At 63.7% G+C, this 13422-nt stretch carries 11 protein-coding genes and 1 pseudogene; 8 read left to right on the forward strand and 4 right to left on the reverse strand.

Features of this window, described 5'->3' with window-relative positions; translation table 11 throughout:
• The first annotated feature begins 282 nt into the window (after nt 1–282).
• Nucleotides 283–1472, forward strand: a pseudogene (locus tag C437_RS10240) (MFS transporter).
• On the opposite strand, the gene C437_RS10245 reads toward C437_RS10240, so the two are convergent.
• Both C437_RS10245 and C437_RS10250 read right to left on the reverse strand, forming a co-directional pair.
• Nucleotides 1473–3494, reverse strand: a complete 2022-nt coding sequence (locus C437_RS10245; RefSeq protein WP_004516879.1) for an AMP-binding protein — start codon at nt 3492–3494, stop codon at nt 1473–1475.
• Nucleotides 3495–3629: 135 nt separating this feature from the next.
• Nucleotides 3630–4499, reverse strand: a complete 870-nt coding sequence (locus tag C437_RS10250) for an SDR family oxidoreductase (protein WP_004516880.1) — start codon at nt 4497–4499, stop codon at nt 3630–3632.
• A gap of 247 nt (nt 4500–4746) precedes the next feature.
• On the opposite strand from C437_RS10250, the gene C437_RS10255 reads away from it, so the two are divergent.
• Genes C437_RS10255 through C437_RS10275 form a run of 5 tightly spaced genes read left to right on the forward strand, consistent with a single transcriptional unit; the run spans nt 4747 to nt 9685 of the window.
• Complete coding sequence (locus C437_RS10255) at nt 4747–6096, forward strand: ABC transporter substrate-binding protein (protein ID WP_004516881.1); 1350 nt, start codon at nt 4747–4749, stop codon at nt 6094–6096.
• Nucleotides 6097–6105: 9 nt separating this feature from the next.
• Nucleotides 6106–7050 carry a branched-chain amino acid ABC transporter permease gene (locus C437_RS10260; RefSeq protein WP_004516882.1) on the forward strand — a complete coding sequence of 315 codons (945 nt, stop codon included), beginning with the start codon at nt 6106–6108 and terminating at the stop codon, nt 7048–7050.
• Nucleotides 7050–8198, forward strand: coding sequence for a branched-chain amino acid ABC transporter permease (locus C437_RS10265; protein ID WP_004516883.1), 1149 nt, complete (start codon nt 7050–7052; stop codon nt 8196–8198). Before C437_RS10260 ends, C437_RS10265 begins: the two co-directional genes overlap by 1 nt.
• 1 nt (nt 8199) lies before the next feature.
• The gene (locus C437_RS10270) at nt 8200–8955 is read left to right on the forward strand and encodes an ABC transporter ATP-binding protein (protein ID WP_004516884.1); all 756 of its coding nucleotides are present in this window, start codon (nt 8200–8202) and stop codon (nt 8953–8955) included.
• Nucleotides 8948–9685 (forward strand): branched-chain amino acid ABC transporter ATP-binding protein, encoded by a 738-nt coding sequence (locus C437_RS10275; protein WP_004516885.1) that lies wholly within the window; start codon nt 8948–8950, stop codon nt 9683–9685. The genes C437_RS10270 and C437_RS10275 overlap by 8 nt, the downstream gene beginning before the upstream one ends.
• Before the next feature lie 30 nt (nt 9686–9715).
• On the opposite strand, the gene C437_RS10280 is transcribed toward C437_RS10275, so the two are convergent.
• Nucleotides 9716–10420 carry a helix-turn-helix domain-containing protein gene (locus tag C437_RS10280; protein ID WP_004516886.1) on the reverse strand — a complete coding sequence of 235 codons (705 nt, stop codon included), beginning with the start codon at nt 10418–10420 and terminating at the stop codon, nt 9716–9718.
• Between the two features lie 108 nt (nt 10421–10528).
• On the opposite strand from C437_RS10280, the gene C437_RS10285 reads away from it, so the two are divergent.
• Nucleotides 10529–11113: a GNAT family N-acetyltransferase gene (locus C437_RS10285; RefSeq protein WP_004516887.1), complete on the forward strand. Its 585-nt coding sequence runs from the start codon at nt 10529–10531 to the stop codon at nt 11111–11113.
• A gap of 22 nt (nt 11114–11135) precedes the next feature.
• Here C437_RS10285 and C437_RS10290 read toward each other — a convergent pair whose 3' ends face one another.
• On the reverse strand, nt 11136–11609 hold the full coding sequence (locus tag C437_RS10290; protein ID WP_004516888.1) for an FKBP-type peptidyl-prolyl cis-trans isomerase: 474 nt from the start codon (nt 11607–11609) through the stop codon (nt 11136–11138).
• Between the two features lie 129 nt (nt 11610–11738).
• On the opposite strand from C437_RS10290, the gene C437_RS10295 reads away from it, so the two are divergent.
• On the forward strand, nt 11739–13421 hold the full coding sequence (locus tag C437_RS10295; RefSeq protein ID WP_004516889.1) for an acyl-CoA mutase large subunit family protein: 1683 nt from the start codon (nt 11739–11741) through the stop codon (nt 13419–13421).
• The last annotated feature ends 1 nt before the right edge of the window (nt 13422 follow it).

Genomic DNA, 13422 nt, shown 5'->3' on the forward strand with positions numbered 1-13422 from the left:
ATTGTCGAGAAAAGGTTTAGGTACTGTCGAACACTACCAACAAGCGGATGAGTTCAGACCAGTACAACTGTCCGAACTGCGGGGCGGAATTGAGCTACCAGACGACAAAGCACAACGGCTGTTCGAACTGCGGTTTCGTTCCGCCCCACAGTGCCGAGTAACGCGGATTGAGACGGGTAAGCGGTCGCTCTGTTCTATTGTCGGTAGTTGTCGAGCACTACGAGTAGACACCCGTAGTTGGGTCCGACATCTATTTTCCTCGCGTCGGCGTATTCCTCGCCTGTGACGGACCGCACAGACCGGGGCGTTCTCGCGGGCGTTATTTTTGCTGTGTTGCTGGCGCAGGTCTTGCTGTATCCGGGCGTCGACAGACTCGTCCAGACGCTGGGTGCGACGACAGACCTGAACGCGAGTATGTGGTTTCTCGCCGCTGAGTTCGGGGCGTTCGCGTTTTTGCCGGCGTGTGGGGCGTACTCAGCGACGCCACCGGACGGCGAACCCCGTACATTGCTGTCGGGGCGGGCGCGGGCGCAGTGCTGTACGCCCTCATCGCGTGGCTCCCCGGTGTTGCCTCGTTCCCGTTTGCCGGCGTGCTGGTCCTGCGAGCGCTTCAGGGTGGAGCCACCATCGCGGCGTTTTCGCTTTCGATGACGATGCTGATGGATCTGGGCGGCGGCCACGGCAAGAACATGGGGGCGGCGGGTATCGCAATCGGGAGCGGAACGGCCCTTGGTGCGCCACTTGGCGGCCAACTGTACGAGATTGGGACGACGCTGCCGCTGTACGTGGCGAGCGCGTTGTCGCTCGTCGTCGCCGTGGCTGCCCTGCTCGTGACCGACCGCGCACCGTCGGGCGGGCGGTCGGGGCTGGCCGCGACCGTCTCCGGGCTCAAACAGCGGCCGACGCTCGGCGTGCCCTATGCCTTCGGGTTCATCGACCGGCTCACCGCTGGCTTTTTCGCGCTCGTGGGAACCCTGTATTTCAGGGAGACGTTCGAGCTCGGGCCCGGCGAAACCGGCGTCATGCTGGCGCTGTTTTTCGCGCCGTTCGCCCTGCTACAGTACCCCTTCGGCGTGCTCTCGGACCGTATCGGTCGCACCGCCCCTATCGTCGCCGGGTCGGTGCTGTACGGCCTCACTGTCATCGGCGTCGGGCAGGCTCCGACGGTCACCATCGCTGGTGCGGGGATGGTGCTGACCGGCGTTATCGGCGCGCTGATGGCCCCGGCGACGATGGCGCTCGTGTCGGACCTCGCCGGCGAGACGGAGCGCGGGACCGCTATGGCCGGGTTCAACATCTTCGGCAGCGTTGGCTTCCTCGCCGGGATCCTCGTCGGTGGCACTGTTGCAGGGGCCTTCGGCTATTCGGCGGCGTTCCTCGTCGCCGGCGGAACAGAGGTCGTTCTCGCGGTGCTCGCGCTGCCCGGGCTGCTACGGCTTGAGAAGCCGACTGAGGATGCCGTCAGGGGCTAGCTACGACGCTTCGCGGACCTCGTCTAGCGCCGCGGGGTTCTCGATGCTGGACATATCGCCCAGGTCCTCGCCACGGTAGACGCCGGCAATCGCTCGGCGGATTATCTTCCCGCTCTGGGTCTTGGGGAACTCGTCGACGAACAGCACCTCGCGAGGTCGGAACGGCTTGCCGAGTTCCTCGCCGACGGCCGCACGGATGTCGTCCCGGAGGTCGTCGCCGGGCTCGTAGCCGGGTTCAAGCACGGTGTAGAGAACGACGGCAGTACCGGTGGTGTCGTCCGGCGCACCGACGGCGGCGGCCTGATTGACGGCGTCGTGTTCCATCGCCGCCCCCTCGACCTCCGCCGGCCCGACCTTCCGCCCGGCGACGTTGAGCACGTCGTCGGCCCGGCCGTGGAGGAACCAGAGGCCGTCCTCGTCTTTCTGCGCCCAGTCGCCGTGGTCCCACACGTCGTCCCAGGTCGACCAGTACTCGTGCAGGTAGCGTTCGTCGCCGCTCCACAGCGACTTCGTCATCGAGGGACAGGAGTCCCGGGCGACAAGATAGCCACGCTCGTGCGTGTCGGCGATGGATTCGCCGGCGGCATCGACGATGTCGATATTCATCCCCAGCCCCGGACCGCCCAGCGTGCAGGGCTTGAGCGACTGCGTCGGCATCGGCATCAGGAAACATCCCATAATCTCGGTCCCGCCGGAGATGTTGATGATGGGACAGTCCTCGTTGCCCACGTTCTCGTAGAACCACTGCCAGCTCTCGGGGTCCCAGGGTTCGCCAGTCGACCCCAACAGCCGCAGGCTGGAGAGGTCGTGGCCGTCCAGCCACTCGTCGCCTTTCTTCCGTAGCGCCCGGATCGCGGTCGGCGAGACGCCGAAGGTGGTGAGGTCGTGGCGGTCGATCATCTCCCAGAAGCGATCCGGCTCGGGGTGGTCCGGTGCTCCCTCGTACATGAAGACAGTCCCGCCGAAGGCGTGGTTGCCGAGCAGCGTCCACGGGCCCATCATCCAGCCGATATCGCTAACCCAGAAGAACCGGTCGCTTGGCTTGTGGTCGAAGCCGAAGTAAATCTCCTTGGCCGCCTGCATGAGCGCGCCGGCGTGCGTGTGGACGATGCCCTTCGGCTTGCCGGTCGTTCCAGAGGAGTACAGCAGCATCGACTCCTGATTGCTCGGGAGTTCCTTCGCCGCATACTCGTCGTCAGCGGTCTCGATAGCCTCGTCCCACCACTCGTCGCGACGGGTCCAGCGGATCGTCTCGTCGGGGTCGTCCGCGATGCCGAGGCGGTCGTAGACCACAGTGTGTTCGACTGGAGTTGTTCCGAGTTCGTCGCCGGCCTGTTCGATAGCCTCGTCGGCGCTCCCCTTGAGGTGGATTCCCGAGCCCCGGCGGTAAAAGCCGTCGCCGGTAAACAGGACGGAACACTCGGCGTCGGCGATGCGTGTCGCCGTCGCGTCGACGCCGAACCCGGAAAAGATTGGCACGGCGATTGCGCCGACCTTGAGACAGCCGTACAGTATTGACGCGACTTCGGGAACCATCGGCATATACAGGCCGACGGTGTCGCCGGTGCCGACGCCGACGGATTCCAGGTAGTTTGCTACCTTGCTGGCCTGCCGATTCAGTTCGTGATACGTGACTTCCCGCACGTCGCCGGGTTCGCCCTCCCAGATGAGCGCGACTGTGTTTCGGGTCGGGCTGTCCCGCGCTGCGTGGCGGTCCAAGACGTTGTGAGCCGCGTTGATTGTCCCGCCGGTGTACCAGTCAGTGAACTGTGGCCCCTCGCTGTTGTCTCTGACTTCGTCGTACGTTTCGAAGAACTCGATGTCGAGATACTCCGGAAGCAGGTCCCAGAACCACTCGACGCCGGAGTCGGGTTCGTCCGGTATGTCTGTGGTCGTTCGCTCGATGAGCTGGTCGTAGTTGTCGATGTCGTATTCCTGCATGAACTCCCAGACGTTCGTCGATTCGACGAACGCATGGCTCGGTTCGTGGACGATGGAGTCTACGTGGTTTTGTTCGCTCATTGCGTCAGTATTCCGTAGTGTTTGGTCGTCTGGTATAAACTGGTACCGCTGCCCGGCACACGATACCCGTGGGCCGGTCCGGTAGTCCGGTTCCGCACCGCCTGTGTGACACAGGGGCCGTTCATTTCTGCTGTCTCACTCGTACGTTTTTGTCATGCCGCCGTCGAACAGCAGGTCGCCGCCGTTGAGGTGGTCGGCGTGGGTCGAGAAGCCGAACACGAAAAGGTTCGCCACGTCGACCGGGTCCATCATCTCCTTGACCCGGGCCTGCCCCAGCATCACGTCGTCGATGACTTCATCGACGCTGATACCCCGTTGTTCGGCGGTGTCGGGGATCTGGTCGACGACGAGCGGCGTCTTGACGTAGCCCGTACTGATGGAGAACCCACGAAGGCCGTCGCCGCCCTCGGCGGCGATAGACTGCGTCAGCCCCCGCAGGCCGAACTTCGAGACGTTGTAGGCCACCTTATCAGAGGTGACGTAGTGGCCGTGGACCGACGCCATGTTGCCGATGGCCCCCACGCCGTCGTCAGTCCCGCGGATGTGGGGGATGACGCGCTTCGAGAGCGCGAGCGGGGCGCGAAGCATTACGTCGTGCATCTGATCGTACTTCTCCATCGGGAAGTCTTCGATGGCGTCGATGTGCTGGAGGCCGGCGATGTTGGCGAGGTAGCGAACCGTGCCGTGAGAAGCCGCGGTCTCGACGATGGTCTCGATGTCCGCATCATTCGCGAGGTCGCCGGTCACTGTCTCGACGGTCCCGTCGAGGTCGAGGCCCGCCGCCGTGTCCGCGACTTCGGCGAGGCCGTCCGCGTCGATGTCCGTCGCGACGGCGGTCACCCCGTTGGCGGCCATTGCCAGCGCCGTCGCCCGACCGATGCCAGACCCACCACCGGTCACCAGACAGACGGTGTCGCTCGTGTAGTGGTCGTCGTCGACGAACAGGATCGAGGACTCGTCGATTGGCTCGACTTCGAGCCGTTCGTGAGAGGTGCTGGATGCCATTCAGTCACACGTTCTCCAGACACGCCCGAATAGGGGCGGGTTGACATGTATACCCGATTGGCTGCTGCGACGGACCCGCAGTCCGACGCGAGAACGCCGCTCCGCTGTTTCACCGGCTTCCGTGGTTTACGTGTAAACCTCCCGTTATTCGGGGGTTACGTCGGAAGCATCAGCTATCCCTGTGAGCGTGGCACACACCACGTGACCAGACAGCCCAGACTCGTCCGGGCGTCGTTGGGACATACCTATGAAACGAACGACAACGGACCATGACAGCGAAGGTATCGGCAGACGACAACTGCTCTCCGCGGTCGGTGGCTCAGCCGTCGCCGCAGCGCTCGCCGGCTGCTCGACACTGCTAAGCGACGGCGAGGCGGCAGACCAGGGCGGGCAGTCCGGTGGCGGAATTTCAGACGAACCGATACAGGCCGGGCTGTTGACCTTCACCCGCGGCGCGCCGGGCGTCCTCGGGATTCAGGCACAGCGCGGGGCCGAACTCGCAGTCCAGCGCATCAACGAAGCGGGCGGTATCGGTGGGCAACGCGAAATCGAACTGGACGTGGTCAACGAGGGGTCGAATCCGCTCGACAGCTACAACCAGTTCATCGAGGAGGGGAAAGAGGTCACCTTCGGCCCGATTTCCAGCGGTACGCACAGCCAGATCGCTCCGGAGGTCGAGAAAAACGAGGTCATCAACCTCGGGACCGACGGAACGGTGACGACGCTGTACGAGGAGACTGTCCCCGACCCGACCTACTCCTTCCGCTTCCAGAACTACGACATCATGGAGGTGGTGACGATGGCCCGGGAAGCCGTCCAGCGGGTCGGCGCGGACAACATCTCGACCGTCGCCGGCGTCAACCCCGGCTACTCCTTCGGCGAGGACGAGATGCGGGTGTTCACGCAGGCCATCCAGCAGCTCACTGACGCCGAAATCGTCTACGAGGGGTTCCCGGAACTGGGGGCCAGCGACATGGCGAACCACATCACCTCCATCAACAACGAGGAGCCGGACGTGACCTTCTCGAGTCTATGGGGCGGCGACGTGACGACGTTCGTCCGGCAGGCCAGCGCGAACAACATGTTCGAGAACACGACGGTGTTCGGGACGACGCTGTACAGCGCGGCCGGCGACGTCCCGGCTGATGCGCTGGCCGGGACGGACATCTACTCCGGCTCTCGCAACTACTACTGGGGCCTGCCGGCGCTCGGGAACTGGCAGCCCGGCCGCGAACTGTTCGACGCCGCGACACAGCAGGAGGGCGTAACGGTCCCGACGGCCCACTACATGAGCGGGTACGGCGCGGTCACCGCCTGGGCGACGGCCGTCGAGAAGGCTATCGACCTGCTGGGCACCTACCCCAGTCAGGAGCAGATCGCCCAAGTGCTGGAGGGTCACGGCTTCTTCACGCCAGCAGGCTATCACAACATCGCCGAGGACCACCAGGGGGCGTCGAACTCCTTCGCCGGGCAGATGGTGTACGACGACGACCTCGGCGCGGCCAGGCTCGAGGACGTGAACACCTACCCGGCGACCGAAACCGCGCCGCCGCCAGGCGTCACCGGGAGCGACTGGCTGGACAGCTGGAGCGCCTGATACCGAGCCATGGCAGTCTCAGCTACAGCCGCGCTCGTCCAGACGCTCAACGGCATCCAGTTCGGGTTCATCCTGTTTATGATCGCTTCGGGGCTGACCGTCATTCTGGGGATTCTGGATGTCCTGAACCTGGCCCACGGGGAACTGTTCTCACTGGGCGCGTACACCGCTATCGGCGTGTTCGGGTTCATCATCGGCGTCATCGGCCCACCGGGCGGTGGCGTCGTCGGCACCGTCGTGTTCGTCCTCGCGGTCATCGCCGCCGTCCTCGTCACGGCGGCTATTCTCCTTCCCGTGGGAACCATCTTCGAGGCGGTGTTCCTCCGGCAGATCTACGACCGCGACCAGGTGTACCAGCTCGTCTTGACCTTCGCTCTCTTGCTCATCCTGCTGGACGTCAAGAAGTTCATCTGGGGAGACAGCTCGATACGGACCGACGCTGTCTACAGTGCTATCAACACGATCCCGACGAGCGAACTCGTCGGCCTGAACTACCCGACCTACAACGTGTTCGTCATCCTCGTCGGCTCGGCCGTCGTCGCGGGCCTGTTCTGGTTCTTCGAGCGCACGAAGACCGGGCGCATCATCCGCGCGACGGCCATCGACCGCGAGATGGCGACCGCTATCGGCGTCAGCACCGACCGCGTGTTCACGCTTGTGTTCGCACTCGGGGCGTTCCTCGCCGGCTTTGCGGGGGCGATGGCGGTGCCGCCGACGTCGGCGACGCTGGAGATGGGTACCAATCCGCTGGTGCTCTCCTTCGTCGTCATCGTCATCGGCGGCCTCGGCAGCCTCCGTGGCGCGTTCGTCGGCGCGCTCTTGGTCGGCGTCATACGGAGCTGGATGATCACGCTGTACCCACCAGGCGAGATTGCGGCCCCCTTCGCAATCATGGCACTCATCCTGCTGGTCAAGCCTGAAGGCCTGTTCGGAACGTGGGGTGAGACGGCATGATGCCGGAGCGCGTCGACCGCGACGGGACGCCGGCGTATCGCTTCCTCGGGGTTGAAATGACCCGTCGGGAGGCTGCCTTCCTCGGCCTCGGGGTCGTGTTCCTGTTCGTCATTCCCGACATCGCGGGCCTCTCCGACAGCCTCCAGCTCAGCGTCATCCACCAGGGCCTGCTGTTTGGCTTCGCGGCGGTCGGCCTGAACCTCCTGCTTCGGCACACGAAACTCACGTCGTTCGGCCACGCGGCCTTCTTTGGCACCGGCGCGTACGCGACCGCAGTCCTCGCACGGTATGCGGGCGTCCAGAGCGTCGGCCTGCTGTTGCTCGGCGCTATCGCGGCAGCGACGGTGATGGCGGCCATCATCGGGGCGCTGTCGCTACGACACACGGGGCTGTACTTCGCTCTCCTGACGCTGGCGTTCGGCCAGCTTCTGTATGCCATCGCACTCGGCCAGAGCGCACTCGGCGGAAGCGACGGACTGCCGATTCGGCCCGGTCCCGCCAATCAGCCGCTCCTGTTCGGAACCGCGTTCAGCCCGGACGTGTACCAGGTGCTCACCTACTACCTGACAGTGGTCGTCATCCTCATCGGCCTGTTTGTGATGTACCGCATCACGCAGTCGCCGTTCCGCAACGCGCTTGACGCCATCGGACAGGAACGGACCCGGGCGCGGTTCATCGGCCTGCCGGTCCGCCGCTACGTCTGGGCCGCGTTCGTCATCTCGGGCATCTACGGCGGCGTCGCGGGCGGGCTGTACGCCGTCGTCCGCCAGTACGTCCGCCCGGAGGGGACGCTGTTTTTCCTCCGGTCGGGCGACATCCTGTTCATGGCGATTCTGGGCGGGTTCCGGACGCTGGTCGGTCCGCTCATCGGCGGTGTCGTCCTCATTTTCCTGCAGGACGTGGGTCAGGACGTTACTCAGTACTACGAGTTCCTGACTGGCGTAGTGCTCCTGATACTGGTGTATGGCTTCCCGCGGGGCATCGTCGGGTCACTCCGGTCCGGCGGCATCGTCAACACGCGGCTCGGTGAACTCCGCCGGGAACCGTCCGTCCTGTCGACGTGGGGTCGGACCGCCGTGCAGTCGATAGAACGGAAGGTGACAGCGGCGCTGACCAGCCTGCGGATAATCCTCTTTGGAGTCGACTGATATGCTCGAAGCACGCAATCTACGGAAGTCCTTCGGTGAACTGGTCGCGACTGACGACATCACGCTTGAGTTCGGCAAAGAGGAGGGCGAACTCGTCTTCATCGTCGGCCCGAACGGGGCCGGGAAGACGACGTTCATCAACCTCCTGACGGGCTTTCTCTCGCCGGACGAGGGCTCAATCATCCTCGACGGTGACGACATCACCGGGATGTCGGCAAACGGGCGGGTCGACGCCGGCATCGCCCGGAGCTTCCAGGTCGTCAAGGTGTTCGAGGAGATGACGGTCCGAGAGAACCTTCGGACGGTCGTGCTGACTGAACAGGGCAAGACGTGGAGCCTCTTCTCGATGGCTGACGGCCACGAAGATGTGGAGGCGCAGGTCGAAGACCTGCTTGAGAAGTTCCGTCTGGAAGACGCCGCCGACACCGTCGCCGAGGAACTCCCCCACGGCGACCGGAAACTGCTCGACGTGGCGATGTCCTTCGGCCTCGACCCGGATTATCTCCTGCTCGACGAGCCGACTTCCGGGGTGTCGACCCGCGAAAAGGAGTACGTCATCGAGACGATTGTCGAGGTCGGCCGAGCAGAGGGCGTGACGACAGTGACCATCGAGCACGACATGGACATCGTCACGGAGTACGCCGACCGCGTCGTCGCCCTCCATCAGGGGGCCGTCCACGGGGTCGGCCCGCCGACGATGCTGGAAACCGACGACGAACTCCGGCGGCTCCTCTTGGGGGTGGGCGAAGATGAGTAGCGAGCCGTTGCTGTCCGTTCGCGGCCTCAACGCTGCCGTCGAAGGATTTCAGGTGACCGAGGACATCGACCTCGACGTGAACGCCGGGGAGGCGGTCGGGCTGGTCGGCCGCAACGGTGCCGGCAAGACCAGCACCTTCCGCGGCATCATGGGTCTGACGCCGGTCTGGAGCGGCTCAGTCAAATTTCGCGGCGAGGAACTGACCGACATTCGTTCAGAGCTCATTCCAAAGCGGGGCATCGGCTATCAACCGGAGGACCGGAAACTGTTTACCGGGATGACCGTCGACGAGAACTTCCGGCTCCCCATCTGGACCAGCGGGAAAGCCCGCGGTATCGACGACGAGGACGCGGTCGTCGAGAGCGTCTACGACGTGCTCACCGAACTTGACGACCGACGGAACGCGAAGGTCCAGAATCTCAGCGGCGGCCAGGCAAAGATGGTTGCCATCGGCCGAGCGCTGGCGCTCCAGCCCGATTTGCTCATCCTTGATGAACCGCTTGAGGGACTGGCCCCGGTCGTCGTCGAGAACCTCAAGCGCTATATCCGGGCCATCAACGACCGTGACATCGCGGTCCTCATCGCCGAATCGAACGTCACGCACGTCCCAGAGGTCGTGGACCGCCTGTATGTTATCGAGCGCGGCGATATCATCGCCAGCGGCGACCCGGCGGAACTGGCGGCCGATGAAGACATCCAGAAGCTGATGCAGGGCAGCGGGGCCGAATAGTTCTCACAGACAGAGCGTCGGGCCAGCCCCTCACTCGGTCACGTCGTTCATCGCCGTCGTGACGCGGTCGAGTATCTTCCGCTGGCCACGCCGGAGGTTCTTCGAGATGGCCATTTTCGACACGTCGAACTCATCAGCGAGCGACGACAGGGTCGCGTCCCGGGGCGTGTCGAAGTAACCGCCTTCGACGGCTTTCTCTAAGGTGTCTCGTTCCACCTCTGAGAGTTCGCGACAGCCGTTGACCAGCCGCTTCGCCGAGTCGATGTTCTGTAGCAGGTCGTAGTAGTCTTCGAGGTCAACCGACTCCCGTGACCGAATCGTGTAGTCGTTATCGCGCTCCAGTTCCGATAGGGTCCCCTCGGCGACGCGTTCGGTGTCGAAGCCGACGTGCCAGATCTCCGACCCATCCCGGATGCGGAACGGCCCGGTGATGTAGCCGCTGTGGTCGCGGATGACGCTCATCGCGTTCGTCTCGTCGATACGCGAGCGGATGAGCGCCAGATCACCTTTCCGGCGGAGCAGCTGGTACGACTCCATGTGGTCGTGTGCTTCGAGCGCGTTCAGCCCGCGGTCCAGTTCTTCTCGGTCCGCGCCGTTGACCATGATCCGGGTCTCCAGCTCTCGCTCGACAGGGTGAAAATCCCATTGTTTGGCCAGAAACGACACCTCATACTCTCGTGTTGTGTCGATGTACGGACAGTCGTACTGGACCATATCCATTTCGAGCGATATCATGGGCAATCAATCATGTTGAACTGTCTTAGTGGTTGCCTCTTTCCCACGTCGTCACCCCGTGTCAGTCACGCCGCAAACCCTTTTGACTGCGGCAGTTAAGTTTCAGGTATGTACGTCCGGGATGCGAAAAACCGCGAAGAAGTCTGGCTGCTCGACCGTATCGAAGAGATGGGGCTGGACGAGACGGCTTTCAGATCCCGGGACTACGTCGTCGCTATCGACGAGGAGAGCCACGAAAAGGCGGGATTCGGCCGCATCCGCATCCACAAGGGCGGCGACAAACCAGTGTGTGAACTGACCAGCATCGGCGTCCTGCCCGAGTGGCGCAATCAGGGCGTCGGTGCCCACGTCATCGAGCGGCTGGTCGAGTACGCGGGCGATGAAGGGTTCGACACCGTCTACTCGCTGACGAACGCCTCGGAGTTCCTCGCGCAGTTCGGCTTCGAGCGCATCGAGCCGGCACAACTCCCTGATCCGCTCCGGGACCGGCTCGCGACCAAGCAGGAGAACATCCAGCCGGATGCGGTGCCGCTCCGGGTGGCCGTCGACCGCTTCGAGGTGCCCGGCCACCTCCGCAAGCGATTCAAAGAGGCCAGTGCCGGGGACCCTGAAGAGTCCGAGCCACAAGAGGGGCCCGAAGACTTCGGCATCGACCCCGACGAAGCGACCTATAAGTACGACACGGGCGACTGACCAGCTACTGACGACGGACTGATTATCTGATGTCGACGACTTCGATATCGAACACAAGCGTCTTACCGGACAGCTCGTGGTTGAAATCCACCTCGACGGCGTCATCCCGGACAGCAGTTACGTCCCCGTGAAGCCCGTTTTCGGCCTCGACGTGGATGCCGACCTCCGGCTCTTTTCCCACCATACCCTCGAACGTTTCGGGGTCGTACTCACGGACGCGGTCGGGCTGAAACTCGCCGTAGCCCTTCTCCGGGGGCACTGTGATAGTTCCCTCCTCGCCGGCGGTCATTCCGACGATGGCCTCGTCGATTCCCTCGATGATCTCCCCTGCACCGACAGTGAAGGAAAGCGGTGCGTACTCGCTCGCCTCGACGCCCTGTGCCTCGATGAGTCCGTGCTCTCTGGCGACCTCGGGACGTGACGTATCGAAGACGTTCCCATCCTCGAAGCGGCCGACGTATTCGATGGTGACGCCGTCACCCGGTTCGATTGGCATACGTCCTCGGTAATTGGCGACGATATAAACCCACCTCGGAACAGCACGCCGCCGACTGCCGCGGGGTGTATATTACAAACCGTGAAGGATTTAAGAACCCTTAAGCCTCCGCCGTCCGACAATCCGTCCATGTTTGACCCCGACGAGCTGGCGGAGATACGGGAGTCGAAGGCTCAGTGGGAGGAAGACGATGTCCAGCCCACCGTCGACCGTTTCGGCGAACGCAAGGAGACGTTCACCACGGACACCGAAGGGCACGAGGTAGACCGCCTATACACCCCCGACGACATCTCCAACCTCGACTACGAGGCGGACCTCGGCTTCCCTGGCCAGGAGCCGTACACTCGCGGCGTGTATCCGACCGGCTATCGGGGCCGGCTCTGGACGATGCGCCAGTACGCCGGGATGGGGACCGCGACAGAAACCAACGAGAGATTCAATTACTTGCTCGACCAGGGCCAGACCGGACTCTCGATGGCGTTTGATCTCCCCACCCAGATGGGCTACGACTCCGATCACGCGATGGCCGCCGGCGAGGTGGGCAAAACCGGCGTCGCCATCGACTCGCTGGACGACATGGAGACCGTATTCGACGGCATCCCGCTCGACGAGGTTTCGACGAGTATGACTATCAACGCCCCGGCGTCAGTGCTGTTGGCGATGTACATCGCTGTCGGCGACAAGCAGGGCGTCGACCGCGAGGAGCTTCGCGGGACTATCCAGAACGACGTGCTGAAGGAGTACATCGCCCGAAATACGTTCATCTACCCGCCAGAGCCGTCGATGCGGCTCATCACCGATATCTTCGAGTTCTGCGCCGCCGAAACGCCGAGTTTCAACACCATCTCAATCTCGGGCTATCACATCCGTGAGGCCGGCTCGACGGCCGCCCAGGAGATCGCCTTCACGCTCGGCGACGGCATCGAGTACGTTGAGGCCGCCATCGAGGCCGGGCTGGACGTCGATGAGTTCGCCCCCCAACTCTCGTTCTTTTTCGCCTCTTACAACAATATCTTCGAGGAAGTGGCGAAGTTCCGGGCGGCGCGTCGCCTCTGGGCGAAAATCATGGACGAGCGCTTCGACGCCCAGAATCCCAAGTCGAAGCAGTTGAAGTTCCACACCCAGACCGCCGGCTCGACGCTGACCGCTCAACAGATCGAGAACAACGTCGTTCGCGTGTCCTACCAGGCACTGGCGGCGGTCCTCGGTGGAACCCAGAGCCTCCACACCAACGGGAAAGACGAGGCCATCGGCCTGCCGACCGAGGAGTCCGTGCGAACGGCCCTGCGGACCCAGCAGATTCTGGCCCACGAGTCCGGCGCGGCCGACACCATCGACCCGCTGGCCGGGAGCTACTACGTCGAATCACTGACTGACGAACTCGAAGCCGAGGCCCGTGAACTCATCGAAGAGGTCGACGAGCGCGGCGGGATGCGCCGTTCCATTGAGGAGCAGTGGGTCCAGCGCCAGATTCAGGACGTGGCGTTCGAACGCCAGCGAGAACAGGAAGAGGGCGACCGCATCATCGTCGGCGTCAACGAGTATCAGGTCGAGGAAGAGGGCGAGCAAGACATCGAGGAGGTCGACGAAGCGGTCGAGCAAGCCCAGCAGGACAACGTCGCCACCGTCCGCGAGGAGCGCGACGACGAGACCGTCGAGGCGAAACTCGACGCACTCCGACAGGCCGCCGAGGGCGATGAGAACGTGATGCCCTACATCATCGACGCGGTGAAGGCCTACGCCACGACCGGCGAGGTGTGTGACGTGTTCCGGGACGTGTTCGGCGAATACCAGCCCGGCTCGTCGATGTAGG

The organism is Haloarcula vallismortis ATCC 29715 (genome assembly GCF_000337775.1).
Classification (GTDB): Archaea; Halobacteriota; Halobacteria; order Halobacteriales; family Haloarculaceae; genus Haloarcula; species Haloarcula vallismortis.

What these genes read in the sequence shown, in the direction of transcription:
- C437_RS10245 (WP_004516879.1), bottom strand. Translation starts at nt 3,494, where the DNA reads ATGAGCGAACAAAACCACGTAGACTCCATCGTCCACGAACCGAGCCAT.
- C437_RS10250 (WP_004516880.1), bottom strand. Translation starts at nt 4,499, where the DNA reads ATGGCATCCAGCACCTCTCACGAACGGCTCGAAGTCGAGCCAATCGAC.
- C437_RS10255 (WP_004516881.1), top strand. Translation starts at nt 4,747, where the DNA reads ATGAAACGAACGACAACGGACCATGACAGCGAAGGTATCGGCAGACGA.
- C437_RS10260 (WP_004516882.1), top strand. Translation starts at nt 6,106, where the DNA reads ATGGCAGTCTCAGCTACAGCCGCGCTCGTCCAGACGCTCAACGGCATC.
- C437_RS10265 (WP_004516883.1), top strand. Translation starts at nt 7,050, where the DNA reads ATGCCGGAGCGCGTCGACCGCGACGGGACGCCGGCGTATCGCTTCCTC.
- C437_RS10270 (WP_004516884.1), top strand. Translation starts at nt 8,200, where the DNA reads ATGCTCGAAGCACGCAATCTACGGAAGTCCTTCGGTGAACTGGTCGCG.
- C437_RS10275 (WP_004516885.1), top strand. Translation starts at nt 8,948, where the DNA reads ATGAGTAGCGAGCCGTTGCTGTCCGTTCGCGGCCTCAACGCTGCCGTC.
- C437_RS10280 (WP_004516886.1), bottom strand. Translation starts at nt 10,420, where the DNA reads ATGATATCGCTCGAAATGGATATGGTCCAGTACGACTGTCCGTACATC.
- C437_RS10285 (WP_004516887.1), top strand. Translation starts at nt 10,529, where the DNA reads ATGTACGTCCGGGATGCGAAAAACCGCGAAGAAGTCTGGCTGCTCGAC.
- C437_RS10290 (WP_004516888.1), bottom strand. Translation starts at nt 11,609, where the DNA reads ATGCCAATCGAACCGGGTGACGGCGTCACCATCGAATACGTCGGCCGC.
- C437_RS10295 (WP_004516889.1), top strand. Translation starts at nt 11,739, where the DNA reads ATGTTTGACCCCGACGAGCTGGCGGAGATACGGGAGTCGAAGGCTCAG.